Below are 16372 nucleotides of genomic sequence, written 5' to 3'. Positions count from 1 at the left end.
GCCATTGCAAAAAAGTCTTGATCAGATTACCTGCGCGTAGGTCCGGGTCGTGCGGCCGGTCCCCCCGAAACCTCTCCGGGCGGACTCAGCCGTCCCACCAGCCACTCCAGGGCCGGCGGCACCTCGCGCGCCCAGGTCTCGTAGTTGTGGCCGCCGCTCGCGAGCACGATCGAGGAGACGCGTGCGGGTGACCGTACGGCGTCGATGAATTCCAGCGTCTGCGGGTACTGGTGCTCGCCCTTGCGGCTGCTCGCCACCAGCAGGGACACCGGCGGCTGCGGCAGGTTCCGCAGCCGCCACAGCAGGTCGTCCTCCTGTCGGCGGCCCGCGTCGCCGCCGAACAGGTCACCGGTGTCCGCGTCCCGCACCGCCGCGTACGGGGCCGACAGCGCGGCGGCCGCCCGGTAGGCGTCCGGTGTGCGCAGGGCCAGCTTCAGGGCGCAGTAGCCGCCCACCGAATTGCCCATCGCGCCCCACCCCCGGGCGTCCGGCGTGAGGCCGTAGTACGAGGACACCACCGCCCTCAGGTCCCGCGCGAAGAAGGTCTCCGCCTGCGGCCCGCCCGGCACGTCCACGCACTGCGTGTCCCGGGGCGGCGCCACCGTCGGGGTCATCAGGACCAGCACCGCCGGCCGCATCCGCCCCGCCCGCACCGCCTCCAGCGCCACCTGCGGATACCGCAGCCGGTCGACCAGCACCCCCGGCGTGCTCGGGAACCCGCTCAGCGCCAGCACCACCGGGAACTCCGCCCGCCGCCCGGCGGACGCGTGCACGTACTGCGGAGGCAGGTACACGTACCCCTGCCCCGACAGCCCGCTGCCGGCCCCGCGCACGGTCACCGCCTCGATCCGGCCGATCACCGCCGGGTCGTCGGTGCCGGCGTACCGCCAGGAGTGCGTGCCCCGCACCAGCAGCGCCGCCCGCGCCGCGGCGTCCGCGCCCGCCGGCACCGGATCCTCGCGGCGCAGGGAGAACAGGTCGCGCCAGGAGCCGTAGAAGCCGTACGAGGAGTTCACCGCGAGCAGCAGCGCCGACCCCGTCGTCAGGGTGATGGCGAGCTGGAGCCCCGCCCTCCCCAGCACCGGCCGGACCCCGGACCCCGCGAGCCGGGGCCACAGCCACACCGCGGCTCCGAACACCGCGGCCGCCACGAGGGCGGCGAGGAGCAGCGCCGGGGTGCCCCCGATGTCGCTTTTCATGCGGGTGATCCTGCCAGGACTCCGGCAGGCGGGCCCGGCCGGCCGCGACGTGCCGGTCCCCTCGGAGGAACGAAAAAACCCGTGGGGGTTACGAGGAAACTCGTAACCCCCACGGGATCAACAGGGTGAGTGACGGGACTTGAACCCGCGGCCACCTGGACCACAACCAGGTGCTCTACCAACTGAGCTACACCCACCACGAAGGGCGGCGGACCGCCCGTTCGATGTGCAAGCACAGCATAGCTGATCAGCGGGGTGCTCCCGCGACGCCTTTTCCGGCGGCCCGGCCGGTCGCCCCCGCAGGCAACCCCGCGCCCCGGATCGCCATCCCTACCCGTATGGGACCGAACCGACTGACCGGCCTGGACGCCGCCCGCGGCATCGCCGTCCTCGGCATGTTCGCCGTACACGTCGGCCCGCCGCCCGTGCCCGAGGGCACCGGCTGGCTGCTCGTCGCCGCCGACGGCCGGGCGCCCGCCGTCTTCACGCTCATCGCCGGGTTCTCCCTCGCGCTCGCCCGCTCCCGCGCCGCCGGACCGCCGCCGCTGCGGGCCACCTTGACCCGCTGCGCGATCCTCGGCGCGCTCGGCCTGTGCCTGGCCGCGCTCTCGCCCGGCATCCTCGTCATCCTGGCCTTCTACGCCGTCTACTTCCTGGCCGCCGAACCCTTCACCCGGCTGCGCACCCGCACCCTGGCGGCCGTCGCGGGCGCCTCGGTGGTGCTGGGCCCGGTCCTCTCGTACCTCCTGGGCCCGCCCCTCGGGCTGCGCACCGCAGGGCGCGGCGCCACCCCCGTCCCCGCCGACCTGACGAGCTGGGCGGGGGCCGGCGGGATGCTGCGGGAGCTGCTGCTCTCGGGTGCGTACCCGCTGCTCACCTACTTCCCGTACATCCTGGCCGGCATGGCCCTCGGCCGCCTCGCCGACCTGCGCAGCGAGCGGTCGCTGCGGCTGCTGACCGGCTTCGGGGCGGCGGCCGCCGTCGCCGGCTACGGCGCCTCCTGGCTCGCGCTGGGGCCCGGTGGCCGGCGCGGGCCGCTGCTGGAGGCCGTCGCACGGGAGCACCCCTGGGCGGCGGGAGAGCCCGATCCGGTCGCGGCCGTGCTGGGGGAGCAGTTCGGTGCCGTCCCCAGCACCTCCTGGGACTGGCTGCTGCTGGCCGGCCCCTACAGCCAGACCCCGCTGGAGACCCTCGGCAACTCCGGGGTCGGGGCGGCCCTCATAGGCCTCCTCGCACTGGCCGCGCGCGCCCGCCGGGCGGCCGGGGTGCTCCGGCCGCTCGCCGCCGTCGGGGCGATGGCCCTGACGGTGTACGTGGTGCACGCGCTCGCGCTGGCGGTGTTCCTGCGGGGCTGGAGCGGGTGGGAGGTGCTGGGCGGCTTCTCGGTCGCCGCGGTGACCGGCTGCTTGGCCTGGGGCCACTTCCTGCGCGGTACGGAGCTGCGGCGGGGGCCGCTGGAGTGGGCGCTGCGGGTGCTGACCCCGGCGTGACGCGCGCGCAGCCCTGTGCGCTGCCCTGCGGGGCTGTCCCCTACCCGCCCTTCCACCGTTCCCTGGGGCTCCGCCCCGGACCCCGCGCCTCAAACGCCGGCGGGGCTGGATTTTCCAGCCCGCCCGGCGTTTGAGGGTACGGGCGCGCAGCGCACGTACGGGTCCGGGCCGAGCCCGGGGAACGGTGGAAGGGCGGGTAGGGGACCTCGCCCCGCGAAGCGGGCAGTGCGGGGGCGGGGTCCCGGGTGATCGGCGCGGCCCCCTGCCGTCGGGGGGCGGGGCGCGGGAGGATCGCGGCATGGACCATGACTTCGATCCCTTCACGGCCGCCGACTACGCCGCCCGGATGGCCGCCGCCGCGCAGGCCGCCGCCGATGCGGGGCTGGCCGGCCTGCTGGTCGCCCCCGGGCCCGACCTGGCCCACCTCACCGGGTACCGGCCCGTCGACACCGAGCGGATGACCCTGCTCGTCCTCGCCGCCGGGCAGGACCCCGTCCTCGTCGTCCCCGCCCTGGAAGCCCCCGACGCGGCGAAGTCCCCCGGAGCGGGGGCGCTGACCCTGCGGGACTGGGCCGACGGGAAGAACCCGTACGCCGTGACCTCGCCGCTGCTGGACGTGACCGGCCGCTTCGGGGTCAGCGACAACGCCTGGGCCCTGCACCTGCTGGGTCTGCAGCGGGAGTTGCCGAGCACCTCGTACGTCTCGCTGACCGATGCGCTGCCGATGCTGCGCGCGGTCAAGGACGAGCGCGAGCTGGCCCGGCTCGCGGCGGCGGGCGAGGCGGCCGACGCCGCGTACGCGCAGATCCTCCACGTCCCCTTCGCCGGGCGCCGGGAGAGCGACGTCGCCGCCGACCTGGACGCGCTGCTGCGCGTGCACGGCCACTCCCAGGTGGACTTCACCGTCGTCGGCTCCGGCCCGAACGGCGCCAACCCGCACCACGAGGCGGGCGACCGGGTCATCCAGCACGGGGACATGGTGGTCCTCGACTTCGGCGGCCTCAAGCACGGCTACGGCTCCGACATCTCCCGTACCGTCCACGTCGGCGAGCCCACGGAGGAGGAGCAGCGCGTCCACGACATCGTCCGCGAGGCCCAGTTGGCGGGCGTGGCGGCGGCCCGGCCGGGGGCCGCCTGCCAGGACGTGGACCGGGCGGCCCGCGCGGTGATCACCGAGTTCGGTTACGGCGAGCAGTTCATCCACCGCACGGGCCACGGCATCGGAGTCACCACGCACGAGCCCCCGTACATGGTGGAGGGCGAGGAGCAGCTCCTCGTCCCCGGCATGTGCTTCTCCGTGGAGCCGGGGATCTACCTCCCGGGGCGGTTCGGGGTCCGGATCGAGGACATCATCACGGTCACCGAGAACGGCTGCCGCAGCTTCAACAACGCCTCCCGCGAGCTGGCGCTCGTGCAGTAGGCGCGGCAGCGGAAGGCCGCCACCTCGCCGGGGCTCAGGCCCCGGCGAGGACCAGGCGGTAGCCGTAGTCGATGCTCTCCCGCTCCAGCAGGTCGGCGTGGCGGCGCTGCCACGCCCCCGAGCGCAGGTCCTCGCGCAGCCGGGCGATCGCCGGCTCCACGACGGAGGCCGGCAGGCTCGCGAGGGTGGAGCTGGCGGCGCGTACGACCGGGTCGAGGTAGGACTCGGGCCGGCGCCAGAAGGCGGCCCGGAACCCGTCGGTGAAATCGTGCGGGACGGGGAAGGGCAGCACGGTGTGCGCGTCCAGGGCCTCCGTCACCACGGACAGCGGGGTGAAGGCGGCGCGGTCCTGCTTCCCGACCTCGGGGAGGTACTCCTCGAAGAGCCACAGCTCCGGCCGGTGCTCCGGATCCCAGGTGAAGACGGCCTGGCGCCGGGAGACCCGCCGCAGTTCGGCCAGTCCGCGTGCCGGGTCCGGCCAGTGATGGACGGTCATCACGGCCATCGCCGCATCGAACGCCCCGTCGGCGAAGGGCAGTTGCTCCGCACCGGCCCTGACCTTACGGGTCCCCGGGTGCTGGTCGAGCATGACCCGGGACGGGTCCACGGCCGTCACCTCGCGGTCCTGCGGCTCGTACGAACCGGCGCCCGCACCGACGTTGACCACGGTACGGGCGTCCCCCAGCCCGTCCGCGATCAGCGAGGCCAGCCGGGGGTCGGGCCGCCGGATCTCCCGGTAACCCACCCCGATCCGGTCGTACTTGGCCGTACGCCGCCCGCTCACGCCCGCGGAAGACGCGTCAGATTCGATCTTCATGGGCCGATCCCATCAGACGGTCCGGCACCTCCGCGACGGAGTTTCACGGGCCGGACCGGACCGCCGCCCGCTCCCGCCCTAAGGGCCCAGCACCACCGCCGACTCGGCCGGTACGTGGACCCGTCCGTCGGCGTCGGGGTGCTCGACGGGGAGCCAGGCGGCCAGCACCCGGACTCCGTTGCGGCCGAGCGCGACGGTGACCGGCTCCCCGGAGAGGTTCACCACCACACGGACGTCGCCCCGCCGGAACGTCAGCCAGCGGCGCTCCTCGTCATGGGCGATCCGCAGCGCCGCCAGATCGGGATCGCGCAGGTCGGAGTGGGTGCGGCGGAGCCTGATCAGGGAGCGGTGCCAGTCCAGCAGGCGGGCGTGGGACTCCCGGACCGGCTCGGCCCAGTCCAGGCAGGAGCGGTCGCGGGTCGCCGCGTCCTGGGGGTCGGGGATCTCCTCCGCCTTCCAGCCGTGCTCCGCGAACTCCCGCCGCCGGCCCGCCCGTACGGCCTCGGCGAGCTCCTCGTCGGGATGGTCGGTGAAGTACTGCCACGGCGTGCCGGCGCCCCACTCCTCGCCCATGAACAGCATCGGCACGAACGGCCCGGTCAGCACCACCGTCGCCGCGCACGCCAGCAGCCCGGGGGACAGGGAGGCCGCGAGCCGGTCGCCCAGCGCGCGGTTGCCGATCTGGTCGTGGGTCTGGGCGTAGCCGAGGAAGCGGTGCGCCGGGGTGCGGCCCCGGTCCACCGCGCGGCCGTGGTGGCGGCCCCGGAAGGAGGACCAGGTCCCGTCGTGGAAGAAGGCCCGGGTCATGGTCTTGGCGAGGGCCCCGAGCGGGGCCTCGGCGAAGTCCGCGTAGTAGGCCTGGGACTCGCCGGTCAGCGTGCAGTGCAGGGCGTGGTGGAAATCGTCGTTCCACTGCGCGTGCAGGCCCAGGCCCCCGGCGGCGCGCGGGTTCGTGGTGCGCGGGTCGCAGCGGTCGGACTCCGCGATCAGGAACAGCGGCCGTCCGGTCTCGGCGGCCAGCTCGTCCACCGCCGCGGACAGCTCCTCCAGGAAGGTCAGCGCCCGCCCGTCGGCGAGCGCGTGCACCGCGTCCAGCCGCAGCCCGTCGATCCGGTAGTCGCGCAGCCAGGCCAGCGCGCTGCCCAGGAAGTACGCGCGCACCTCGTCGGAGCCGGGCGCGTCCAGGTTCACCGCCGCGCCCCAGGGGGTGTGGTGGCTCTCGGTGAAGTACGGGCCGAAGACGGGGAGGTGGTTGCCGGAGGGGCCGAGGTGGTTGTGGACCACGTCGAGCACCACGCCGAGCCCGGCGGCGTGCGCGGCCTCCACGAACCGGACCAGCCCGGCGGGGCCCCCGTACGGCTCGTGCACCGCCCAGGGCGCGACCCCGTCGTACCCCCAGCCGTGCCGCCCGGGGAACGGGCAGACCGGCATCAGCTCGACGTGCGTGACCCCGAGTGCGGTGAGGTGACCGAGGCGGGCGGCCGCCGCGTCGAAGGTGCCCTCGGGGGTGAAGGTGCCGATGTGCAGCTCGTACAGGACGGCGTCCTGCAGCGGCACCCGGGGCGAGGGGGCCGGCTCGGCGGGAGCGAGGGAGGCGAAGTCGACCACGGCCGAGTGCCCGTCGGGGCCGTCCGGCAGGCGCCGCCCGCGCGGATCCGGCCGTACGGGGTGTTCGGAGACGGCCGGCCGGCCGGCGGCCGCGAGGTCCGCGTGCTGTCCGAGGTGCCCGGGGTGGACCGGGTCGCGCGGATCGTCCTCGGGATGGACCCGGTCACCCGGATCGTCCCCGGGCCCGGGAGGCGCGGGAGCCTCCGGGGCGCCGCCCAGCTGGAACCCGTACCGGGAGCCGTCGGCGGCCGGAGCCTCCACGACCCACCAGCCGGCGCGCTCCGGATCGGGCGCCATCGCGTACGCGGCCCCGTCGAGCCGCAGTGCGACCCGGTCTGTCAGCGGTGCCCACACCTCGAACTGCACGGACGGTCCCCTCGTCTGGCGGCGGTACCCCAACCTGCGTGTCCGGGCCATCATCCCCGGCTCGTCGCGGGAGTTCTGGACACTCTGCCCCCGACAGGCCGACAATCACCTGGTGACGTCGAGTTTCGAGTTCCCCGCCTTCCCCGCCCCGCGGCTCTCCGATGCCGAGCGCGACCGCGCCCTGGGCCAGCTCAGGGAGGGCGCCGCCGTCGGCAAGCTGTCGCACGACACCTTCCTGCGCCGCATGGAACTCGCCCTCGTCGCCCGCCGTTCCGAGGACCTCGCCGTGCTCACCGCGGACCTGGAGGGCCGGGAGGCCGGGGAGAGCCCGTGGACCCGCCGGCTGTTCGGCTGGGTGGGGCGGGTCTCGGCCGTGTCCGTGGGAGTACGGCAGGCCTGGGCCGCGGAGAAGCTGCCCGCGTTGCTCCTCCCGCACCCGAGCGCCGGACCGCTGCGGATCGGCCGCGACCCGGGCAACGGACTGCGCCTGAGCCACGAGACGGTCTCGCGGGCCCACGCGGAACTGAGCGTCAGGGACGGGGTCTGGGTGGTGCGGGACCTCGGCTCGACGAACGGGACCACGGTGAACGGGCGCCGGGTGACGGGCTCGGCGGTGGTGCGGGACGGGGACCAGATCGGCTTCGGACGGATGACCTTCAGGCTCTCGGGCGGCTGAGTCCGGGGCCCGGTTGGCGGGTGGAGGCGGGCCGCGCGGAGGATGGCACCCATGGAACACACGTCTGCCGCCCCCGTCGTACGGCCCGCGCGCCCCGAGGACCTGCCCCGGCTGGTCGAGCTCATGCGCGAGCACATGGTCTACGAGAGGTCCGAGCCCCGCCCGGCCGGTCTCGCCGACCGGCTCGGCGCGCAGCTGTTCGCCGACGGGGCCCGGCTGTGGGTGCTGCTGGCCGAGACCCCGCGCGGCGAGGTCGCCGGGTACGCCGGCTGCTCGGCCGAGTTCTCCTTCTGGGAGGCCCGCCACTACCTCCACATGGACTGCCTCTACCTGGCCGAGGAGGCCCGCGGCCACGGCCTCGGGGCCGCCCTGATGGACGGGGTGGCCGCCCTGGCCCGCACGCTGGGCCTCGGCCACGTCGAGTGGCAGACGCCCGACTGGAACGAGGGCGCGATCCGCTTCTACGACCGGCTCGGAGCCACCGGCAAGCCGAAGCTCCGGTACGCCCTGCCGGTGGAGTAGGCCGCGCCCGGGTCCCCGGGGTCTCCCCGGGCCCTACCGGCCCGCCGCCACGAGCCGGTCGTAGGCCGCCAGGACCACGCGGGACTGGTGCTCCACCTGCGTGGCCACCGGGACCCAGCGCGCCTGGAAGCGGTCCGCGAACTCCTCGCACCACCCCGTGACGAGCCGGTCCACGGCCGGCGCCGTCGGCTGCCCCTGGGCGCGCAGCACCCGGAGCAGCATCGCCGCGGCGCGCAGCGAGAGCCGTCGGCCGAAGGCGTCGATGCTCCCGATGTACGCGGCGGTCGCCTCGGCGGGAGCTCCGGCTCCCGTCCACTCGGCGGTGATCCGGGGGATCAGCGCGAGCGTCCAGTCCACCGCGCGCAGCAGGGCCGCGGCGCCCGGATCCGTACCGCCGCCCGCGCTCTCCCGCAGGGCCGCCACCCGCGCGGCGTCGGCGGTGAGCCGGCCGGCCAGGACGCGCAGGGCGGCTCGGGGGTCGGGGTGCGGGGCCGGGTCGTCCACCAGGTCCGAGGCCCACATGGGGACTTCGACGATCGCGGTGGTGCCGGCGTGGCGGTGGGCGTGGTACCAGGTGCTGAGCCGGGTGTCCTCGGGGTGGAACGGCCCGTCGTCCGTGGTCCCGGGCTCGGGCATCACGAAGATCCCCGCCCCCGGCGAGGGCCAGCCCGAGGCGTCGGAGGCGCTGGTCTCGACCGGAATGTGCAGCTCGGCGGCCGATTTGCCGAAGGGCTCGGCGAGCCCGGGTATGTCCCGGGTCAGCTGCACCCAGGAGCCGCCGAGATCGGTGCCGTGCAGGGAGACCTGGAGGGCGGGCCGGAGCTCGTCGATGAGCCGGGTCAGGGCGAGGGTCTCGGGCGGCAGGCGGTCCGGGGGCAGTAAAGACGGCGCCCACTCCGGCTGTTCGGGGCCGGGCGGCCGGAAGAAGTTCCGGTGGTAGTCGAGCAGGGAGTACGGGCGCGGCGTGCGGTGCAGGGCCGCGCCGTCGGGGTCGGCGCAGAGCAGGAAGTGCCAGGTGGTTCCGGCGGCGGTGGGGGTGGTGGGGGTGGTCCCGGCGTCGGGGCGCGGGGCCGCGCCGCCGGCCCCGGCGTCGCCGGAGCCCGTGGCTTCGCGGATGAGCCGGCGCGCGAGCGCGAGGGCGGTGGCGCCGCCCACGGGCTCGTTGGCGTGGGCCCCGGCGACGACGAGCACGGCGCGGGAGGCGTCCCCGTCGCCCACGGAGAGCAGCCACAGCGGTTCCCCGGCCCGGGACGCGCCGATCTGGCGGAGCCGGGCCAGGGCGGGGTGTTCATCGGCCAGAGCCCGCGCGGCCAGGGCGAGTTCGTGCGGGGTGGGGTAGCACATGTCACGGATCAGGGTCACAGACGGTCCCATTCCCGTCCTGCGCCTGCCCTAGTGCTGTGACCGGGAAGTTCGCCGATCGGCGCCGGGTCAGCCCGTGACCTGGACGTGGCCCAGCGGGTAGTGGCCGGTGGCGAGATGGGTGGCGTCGGCGTCGACGAAGCGGATCCACCGGTAGCCGCTGGTCTGTGCGGTGAATTCCTTGCTGAAGCCTCCGTTGGCCAGGGAGACGGACGTGCCCACCTCCTGCGTCACGGTGGAGCCGTCGGGCCGGAAGTAGTAGCGGACCTTCTGGCCGGGATAGACCGCGTACCCCTTGGTGGAGTCGTAGGTCCGCAGAACTCCGGAGACGGTCAGTTGCTGTCCCTTGGCCACGGGGCGCGGTGCGATGCGGAGGGTGGTGAACTCGGTCCCGATGCGTGGCTGGCGGAGCACCCGGGTGCCTGTGCTGGGGCCGATGTTCGTGGTGCCCGGAGTGTGCACCCGCCACCGGTCGACATACGGTGAAGTCGCGCTGACCGTCACGGTGAACGTCCTGTCGTAGGGCACGGTGAAGGACTCCGATGCCGTCGACGGTGACCTTGCCGCTGATGGTGAGCTTGCCGTCGCACGGTCACCGCGGTCCACCCGCGCAGGGGCGTACGCCTGCCACTGGCCGGAGCGAAGGTCGGACGGTCCACCTACGCGGTCGACGCCCGGTTCGAGGCGAGCTCCGGTCAGACCGATCTCTCCCTGGACGACCTGGACAGCGATGGCGTCGAGGAGGAGAGGCTGCTCGTCGCCCTGGTGCCACCCGTAGTCGCCCTCTGTCTCACCGGTGAAGACGATGAACCGGTTGCGTTCGTCCCTGAAGATGCCTGCGGTCGGCACGCCCGTCTCCAGGCTCTTCGCCCCCGTGCCGACGGCCGTCATGGTCCTCTTGAATCCGTTCACTGAGTTGTACGGGAAGAAGGGCCGATCCTGCTGGTCACGCCGGGTCCGCGTCCTCCCTGAGCAGGACCGCGACCGGCGAGGCGCCGCCGAGGAGCGCGGTGAGCGGAACCTCGTCCTCGTACGGGGCTTCGCGCGCGCCCTCCGCGCGTCCGAGGAGAGCGAGCCGCCGCCAGCGCCCGGGCGGCAGTGGCAGGGCCGTGTCGCGCCAGCCGCCGGCTCCGGCCAGCCGGTGCGACAGGCGGGTGGCCACCGCCACCAGCCCGGCCGAGCGGGCGAAGGCCACGCAGTGCTCCGCCGCCGGGCCCCGGGCGGACAGCGGCGCGTAGCCGTCGAACAGCCCGGGGCGGTCGCGCCGCAGCCGCAGCAGGGCGGCGGTGAGGGCGAGCTTCTCCTCGGCCGTCCCGGACGGCGCGGCGCCCGCGTCCAGCCGGGCCAGGGTCTCCCGGGGGAAGACGGCGGGCCGCCGGTTGTCCGGGTCGACCAGGGCCCGGTACTCCGTCTCCGCGCCCTGGTAGACCTCCGGGACCCCGGGCATGGCCAGGTGCAGCAGCGCCGCGCCGAGCAGGTTGGCGCGGGCCGCCGCGGCCAGGGGCCCGGAGGGCGTCGGGGCGGTCGTCAGGACGTAGTCCCGGACCGTGGCCTCGTAGGCCCGGTTCTGTTCGGTCCACGTGGTGTGCAGGGCGGCTTCGCGGACGGACTTCAGCAGGGCCTGCCACAGCCGGTCGAGGCGCACCATGTTGTTGCCGCCGGCCCCGAGCCCGAAGGCCGTCTGCCAGGCCACCCAAGCGAGTTGGGGGTCCGCTCCGGCCGGAGCCGGTACCGCGTCCGGGTCCTGCGAGAGCACCGAGATCCGCGCCCGGACGTCCGCGCTGCGCTTCGTGTCGTGCGTGGTCAGCACGGTCCCGGAGCGGGGCCACAGCCTCGCCTGCTCGGCGCAGTACGCGTGGAACTCCGCCACCGTGACCGCCGGAGCACCCGGATCCCCGCCCACCTCGGTGGCAGACAGCAGCGGGGCGTACCGGTAGAAGGCCCTGTCCTCCAGGGACTTGGCGCGCAGCGCGGCCGAGGTCTGGGCGAAGCGGGCCGCGAAGGCCGGGTCCCGCAGCAGGAGTTCGCGTACGCCCGCCACCGGGTCCGCGCCGGCCTGCGCGGCGGCCCGCTCCAGGGCCTCGGGGGCGAGGTCTGGATCGCCGGGGTAGGGCCGGTAGACGGGGTAGGCGATGAGCAACTCGCGTACTGCACCCGCGAGTTCCGGTCCGGCCAGTCGTTCCAGCGCGGCCAGCTCGGCGGCCAGGTCCCCGGTCAGGACCTCCCGGGCACCCGCCGCGGCGGTTCGCTCCCACCGGGGCTGCCCGGTCGCCTCACGGAAGCGGGCGTCGAGCCGCGCGGCCCCGGCCGGGTCGGTCAGCACCCCGTCCACCCGGTACAGCGCGTCGTACCCGGTGGTCCCCGCCACCGGCCAGCCGGGAGCCAGCCGTTCCTCGCGGGCCAGGATCTTCTCGACCACCACCCAGCAGTGCCCGCCGACGGCGTCCCGCAGTCGCCGCAGGTATCCCTCGGGGTCGGCGAGGCCGTCCACGTGGTCGATCCGCAGCCCCTCGGCGACCCCGTCCCGGACCAGCTCCAGCACCTTGGCGTGCGTGACGGCGAAGACCTCGGGGTCCTCCACGCGCACCCCGATCAGCTCCGAAATGGTGAAGAAGCGGCGGTAGTTGAGGCCGGTCCTGGCCTCCCGCCAGCATGCGGGCCGGTACCACTGGGCGGCGAGCAGGGACGCCGGATCCAGCCCGGCCGTGCCCTCCCGGAGGGGGAACTCCAGCTCCCCGATCCGCAGGACGGCGCGATCGCCGCCCCCGGCCCCGCCGGCGGCCTCCCCGACCTTGACGGAGGCCGGATCCAGCGGCTCGCCGAGCACCGGCAGCAGCAGCTGCCCCCCGCCCGCCTCCCAGTCGATGTCGAACCAGCGCGCGTACGGCGAGCCGGGACCCTCCCGGGCCACCTCCCACAAGGGCCGGTTGAGGCGGAGCGGCGCGGGCAGCGCCATGTGGTTCGGCACGATGTCGAGCACCAGTGCGAGCCCGTGCGTGCGGGCCTCGGCGGCCAGGGCCCGCAGTCCGTCCTCCCCGCCCAGTTCCACCCGGACCCGGGTGTGGTCGGTGACGTCGTACCCGTGCGAGGAACCGGGCACGGCCTCCAGTACGGGGGACAGGTGCAGGTGCGACACCCCGAGCGAGGCGAGGTACGGTACGACGGCCCGCGCGTGCCCGAAGGTGAACTCGGGGCGCAGCTGGAGGCGGTAGGTCGACGCCGGGGTGACGGCCGGTGGTCCATCGGATTCCGGCCGGTTGGACTCGGGACTCGGGCGACCGGTGCGCGGGGGCAGGCTCATGAGAACGTACGTACCCAGGATGCGGGATTCCGTGCCATTACCCAATGCATCCGGGTGACTGCACCGGGTTAACGTTGCTCAAGTGTTTGGAACCGTCAACACCTATCGAAGAGTCATCGCCCTGACCGGGCCCCTACTCCCGCTCATTTCCTTCCTCGCCCGACTGCCCGTCGCGATGTCGCAGTTCGGCAGCGTCCTGCTGGTCGCCGAGACCAGCGGATCCCTGGCCACCGCGGGCATAGTCGGCGGCACCCTCTCCGCCGGCCAGGTGGTCTTCGGACCGGTCCTGGGCCGGCTCGCCGACCGTCACGGCCAGCGTTCCGTCGTCCTGACCGCCGCCGCGGTCAACGCGGTGGCGACCGCCGCCCTGGTGACCGGGGCGCTCGCCGACCTCGCCACCGTCCCGCTCGCCGCGATCGGCTTCGTCACCGGGGCCTCCGTCCCGCTGATCGGGCCGCTCGCCCGTACCCGCTCCGTGGCCCTGGCGCACCGCGCCAAGTCCGACGAGAGCGTCGTGGGCGCCATCCACTCCCTCGAAGGCACTTTGGACGAGGTCTCCTTCGTCTTCGGACCCGCCCTCGTGGGCCTGGCCACCCTCGCCCTGCACCCGGCCGTCGCCCTCGGCGGAGCGGCCGCCCTCGTCGCCGTCTTCGGCACCCTCTACGCACTGCACCCGACCGCCGCCGTCACGGCCGGAGTGCCTTCGGGAGTCCGCCGGGAGAAGGACCGCTCCCGGGTCCGCCCGCCGCGCGTGGTCTTCGCCGTACGGGGCTCCCTCGCCCTCCAGGGCGCCATGTTCGGCGCCTGCCAGGCCGGAATCGCCGCCCTCACCGCACAGTTGGGCGTCCCCGGCCAGGCCGGCATCGTGTACGCGGCCATGGGCGTCGTCAGCGCCGCCGTCGGGCTCTCGCTCGGCGCGCTGCCCGCCCGCTTCGGGCTGCGGCTGCGCTGGCGGTGGGCCACCGCCGCCGCGCTCGTGCTCTCCGTACCGCTGCTCTTCACGCAGACCCTGTGGCCGCTGTACGCGGTCGTCACCGTGCTCGGAGCCGCCTACGCCCCGCACCTGATCACCGCCTTCGCCATCACCGAGCGGGCGGTGAGCCCGTGCCGGCTCGCCGAGTCGATGGCCTTCGCCGCCAGCTCCCTCGTCGCCGGCCAGGCCGCCTCGCTCGCCGTCTCCGGGCGGCTCGCCGAGTGGTACGGGCCCCCCGCCGCCTTCGCGGTGGCCGTGGGGGCGGCCGCCCTGTGCCTGGTCCTGGCCCTGGTCACCCGGGTGCCGTCGGCCCGGACGCACACCCCGGTGGTGGCCGGCGGGGGCGCCCGTCCGGACGCCCTCCTGGAAGGCGCCGCCTACGCCGGGCGCTGAAGCACCACCAGACACCGTCCTGTCAGTGTCACCCGGTCCCCGGCCGCGTACTGCGGCCCGGTACCGGGTGCAAGCACCTCCGGCCGCGCCGTGTCCACGACCAGGCGCCACTGCGCCCCGTGCCCGGCCGGGACGGTGAAGTCCTGTGCTTCGGCGCCCGCGTTGAACATCAGCAGGAACGAGTCGTCGGTGATCCGCTCCCCGCGGGTGCCGGGCTCCGAGATGGCCTCCCCGTTCAGGAACACCGCCAGCGCCCGCGCGTGCTGCGCCTGCCAGTCGCGGGCCCTCATCTCCTCGCCGTGCGGGGTGAACCAGGCGATGTCCGAGAGCTCGTCGTGCGTCCCCTCCACCGGCCGGCCGTGGAAGAAGCGGCGCCGCCGGAACACCGGATGCTCCCGCCGCAGCCACACCATCCGCCGGGTGAACTCCAGCAGGGCGGGCGCCGGTTTGCCGGGCTCCGGCCAGTTCACCCACGACAGCTCGTTGTCCTGGCAGTAGGCGTTGTTGTTGCCGCCCTGGGTGCGGGCGAACTCGTCGCCGTGACTGATCATCGGCACGCCCTGCGACAGCATCAGCGTGGCGATGAAGTTGCGCATCTGGCGCTCGCGCAGCTCTCCGATCTCCGGATCCTCCGTCGGCCCCTCCACCCCGCAGTTCCAGGAGCGGTTGTGGGTCTCGCCGTCCCGATTGCCCTCGCGGTTGGCCTCGTTGTGCTTCTCGTTGTACGAGACCAGGTCGTTCAGGGTGAAACCGTCGTGGCAGGTGGTGAAGTTGATCGAGGCCAGCGGCCGTCGGCCGTCGTCCTGGTAGAGGTCGGAGGAACCCGTCAGCCGGCCCGCGAACTCCGCGAGCGTACGCGGCTGCCCGCGCCACAGGTCCCGTACGGTGTCCCGGTACTTGCCGTTCCACTCGGTCCACAGCGGCGGGAAGTTGCCCACCTGGTAGCCGCCTTCGCCCAGGTCCCACGGCTCCGCGATCAGCTTGACCTGGCTGACCACCGGATCCTGCTGGACCAGGTCGAAGAACGAGGACAGCCGGTCCACCTCGTGGAACTGGCGGGCCAGCGTGGCCGCCAGGTCGAAGCGGAAGCCGTCCACGTGCATCTCGGTGACCCAGTAGCGCAGTGAGTCCATGATCAGCTGGAGCACGTGCGGGGAGCGCATCAGCAGCGAGTTCCCGGTGCCCGTGGTGTCCATGTAGTGCCGGGGATCGTCCGCGAGGCGGTAGTACGAGGCGTTGTCCAGCCCCCGGAAGGACAGCGTCGGGCCCAGGTGGTTGCCCTCGGCGGTGTGGTTGTAGACCACGTCGAGGATCACCTCGATGCCGGCCTCGTGCAGGGCCCGTACGGCCGACTTGAACTCCAGCACCTGCTGGCCGCGGTCGCCCGAGGCGTAGCCGTTGTGCGGGGCGAAGAAGCCGATGGTGTTGTAGCCCCAGTAGTTGCTGAGCCCGTCGTCCACGAGGCGGTGGTCGTTGACGAACTGATGGACCGGCATCAGCTCCAGCGCCGTCACCCCGAGCTTGGTCAGGTGCCCGATGACCGCGGGGTGCGCGAGGGCGCCGTAGGTGCCGCGCAGCTCCTCGGGGAGGTCGGGGTGACGCATGGTCAGGCCCTTCACGTGGGCCTCGTAGAGCACGGTGTGGTGGTACTCGTGGCGCGGCGGCCGGTCGTTGGCCCAGTCGAAGTACGGGTTGACCACGACCGAACTCATGCTCTTGGGCGCGGAGTCCAGATCGTTGCGGGAGTCGGGACGGCCGAAGTGGTAGCCGTACACCTCCTCGCCCCAGTCGACGCTCCCCGCGACGGCCCGCGCGTACGGGTCCAGGAGCAGCTTCGCCGCGTTGCAGCGGCGGCCGCGCTCGGGCTCGTACGGCCCGTGCACGCGGAAGCCGTAGCGCTGACCGGGCATGATGCCCGGCAGGTAGGCGTGCCGGACGAACGCGTCGGTCTCGCGCAGTTCGATCGCGGTCTCCGAACCGTCGTCGTGCAGCAGGCACAGTTCGATGCGTCGGGCGGCCTCCGAATAGACCGCGAAATTGGTGCCGGCGCCGTCATACGTGGCACCGAGCGGATACGCCTGTCCCGGCCAGACCTGCATAGAAAACGACTCTTCCCCTCTGTGTCGGGCTGATCCGGCGTGGACCACGTCACTGCCAGATCTTCCCCGAAAGAGGGCTTCCACGCGGGGACTTGGGAGGGTCCTACCGGGTGACCCGGAGAGCTGATAAGAGGTTCGGCGGACCA

The 16372-nt window shown here is 74.0% G+C and carries 12 protein-coding genes and 1 tRNA gene; 5 read left to right on the top strand and 8 right to left on the bottom strand.

The window, feature by feature from the left end:
• Nucleotides 1–26 precede the first annotated feature (26 nt).
• Nucleotides 27–1199 carry an esterase family protein gene (locus OG898_RS01280; RefSeq protein ID WP_266954433.1) on the bottom strand — a complete coding sequence of 391 codons (1173 nt, stop codon included), beginning with the start codon at nucleotides 1197–1199 and terminating at the stop codon, nucleotides 27–29.
• A 124-nt stretch (nucleotides 1200–1323) separates the two neighbouring features.
• A tRNA-His gene (locus tag OG898_RS01275) sits at nucleotides 1324–1396 on the bottom strand.
• Nucleotides 1397–1537: 141 nt separating this feature from the next.
• On the opposite strand from OG898_RS01275, the gene OG898_RS01270 reads away from it, so the two are divergent.
• A complete protein-coding gene (locus OG898_RS01270) occupies nucleotides 1538–2689 on the top strand; it encodes a heparan-alpha-glucosaminide N-acetyltransferase domain-containing protein (protein ID WP_266954431.1) in 1152 nt (383 codons plus the stop codon).
• Between the two features lie 298 nt (nucleotides 2690–2987).
• Nucleotides 2988–4109: an aminopeptidase P family protein gene (locus OG898_RS01265; RefSeq protein ID WP_250742004.1), complete on the top strand. Its 1122-nt coding sequence runs from the start codon at nucleotides 2988–2990 to the stop codon at nucleotides 4107–4109.
• A 34-nt stretch (nucleotides 4110–4143) separates the two neighbouring features.
• Here OG898_RS01265 and OG898_RS01260 read toward each other — a convergent pair whose 3' ends face one another.
• Both OG898_RS01260 and treZ read right to left on the bottom strand, forming a co-directional pair.
• Nucleotides 4144–4926 (bottom strand): class I SAM-dependent methyltransferase, encoded by a 783-nt coding sequence (locus OG898_RS01260; protein ID WP_266954429.1) that lies wholly within the window; start codon nucleotides 4924–4926, stop codon nucleotides 4144–4146.
• Nucleotides 4927–5004: 78 nt separating this feature from the next.
• Nucleotides 5005–6900, bottom strand: coding sequence for a malto-oligosyltrehalose trehalohydrolase (treZ, locus tag OG898_RS01255; RefSeq protein WP_266954427.1), 1896 nt, complete (start codon nucleotides 6898–6900; stop codon nucleotides 5005–5007).
• Between the two features lie 112 nt (nucleotides 6901–7012).
• Between treZ and OG898_RS01250 the strand changes: the two genes are divergently transcribed.
• Both OG898_RS01250 and OG898_RS01245 read left to right on the top strand, forming a co-directional pair.
• A complete protein-coding gene (locus OG898_RS01250; RefSeq protein ID WP_250742001.1) occupies nucleotides 7013–7576 on the top strand; it encodes a DUF1707 and FHA domain-containing protein in 564 nt (187 codons plus the stop codon).
• Nucleotides 7577–7627: 51 nt separating this feature from the next.
• Entirely contained in the window at nucleotides 7628–8098 is a 471-nt protein-coding gene (locus OG898_RS01245) for a GNAT family N-acetyltransferase (RefSeq protein WP_266954425.1), read from the top strand.
• A 33-nt stretch (nucleotides 8099–8131) separates the two neighbouring features.
• On the opposite strand, the gene OG898_RS01240 is transcribed toward OG898_RS01245, so the two are convergent.
• The 3 genes from OG898_RS01240 to treY form a co-directional block, all read right to left on the bottom strand.
• The gene (locus OG898_RS01240; RefSeq protein WP_266954423.1) at nucleotides 8132–9460 is read right to left on the bottom strand and encodes a M14 family zinc carboxypeptidase; all 1329 of its coding nucleotides are present in this window, start codon (nucleotides 9458–9460) and stop codon (nucleotides 8132–8134) included.
• A gap of 69 nt (nucleotides 9461–9529) precedes the next feature.
• Entirely contained in the window at nucleotides 9530–10351 is an 822-nt protein-coding gene (locus OG898_RS01235; RefSeq protein WP_266954421.1) for a hypothetical protein, read from the bottom strand.
• 55 nt (nucleotides 10352–10406) lie between these two features.
• Entirely contained in the window at nucleotides 10407–12761 is a 2355-nt protein-coding gene (gene treY / locus OG898_RS01230; protein WP_266954419.1) for a malto-oligosyltrehalose synthase, read from the bottom strand.
• Nucleotides 12762–12843: 82 nt separating this feature from the next.
• Here treY and OG898_RS01225 point away from each other — a divergent pair, with 82 nt between their 5' ends.
• Nucleotides 12844–14127 carry an MFS transporter gene (locus OG898_RS01225; RefSeq protein WP_266954417.1) on the top strand — a complete coding sequence of 428 codons (1284 nt, stop codon included), beginning with the start codon at nucleotides 12844–12846 and terminating at the stop codon, nucleotides 14125–14127.
• Here OG898_RS01225 and glgX read toward each other — a convergent pair.
• Nucleotides 14112–16226 (bottom strand): glycogen debranching protein GlgX, encoded by a 2115-nt coding sequence (gene glgX / locus OG898_RS01220; protein ID WP_250741994.1) that lies wholly within the window; start codon nucleotides 16224–16226, stop codon nucleotides 14112–14114. The two genes, OG898_RS01225 and glgX, sit on opposite strands and share 16 nt — an antisense overlap.
• Between the last annotated feature and the right edge of the window lie 146 nt (nucleotides 16227–16372).

It is taken from the genome of Streptomyces sp. NBC_00193 (assembly GCF_026342735.1).
In the GTDB taxonomy this organism is placed as follows: domain Bacteria; phylum Actinomycetota; class Actinomycetes; order Streptomycetales; family Streptomycetaceae; genus Streptomyces; species Streptomyces stoeckheimensis.
Note: the sequence above shows the minus strand (reverse complement) of the source record. Positions and strands in the feature narration are given on the sequence as shown.

Coding starts and splice junctions, on each gene's coding strand:
- OG898_RS01280 (WP_266954433.1), bottom strand. CDS start 1,199: ATGAAAAGCGACATCGGGGGCACCCCGGCGCTGCTCCTCGCCGCCCTC.
- treY (WP_266954419.1), bottom strand. CDS start 12,761: ATGAGCCTGCCCCCGCGCACCGGTCGCCCGAGTCCCGAGTCCAACCGG.
- OG898_RS01260 (WP_266954429.1), bottom strand. CDS start 4,926: ATGAAGATCGAATCTGACGCGTCTTCCGCGGGCGTGAGCGGGCGGCGT.
- OG898_RS01270 (WP_266954431.1), top strand. CDS start 1,538: ATGGGACCGAACCGACTGACCGGCCTGGACGCCGCCCGCGGCATCGCC.
- OG898_RS01245 (WP_266954425.1), top strand. CDS start 7,628: ATGGAACACACGTCTGCCGCCCCCGTCGTACGGCCCGCGCGCCCCGAG.
- glgX (WP_250741994.1), bottom strand. CDS start 16,226: ATGCAGGTCTGGCCGGGACAGGCGTATCCGCTCGGTGCCACGTATGAC.
- OG898_RS01265 (WP_250742004.1), top strand. CDS start 2,988: ATGGACCATGACTTCGATCCCTTCACGGCCGCCGACTACGCCGCCCGG.
- OG898_RS01235 (WP_266954421.1), bottom strand. CDS start 10,351: ATGACGGCCGTCGGCACGGGGGCGAAGAGCCTGGAGACGGGCGTGCCG.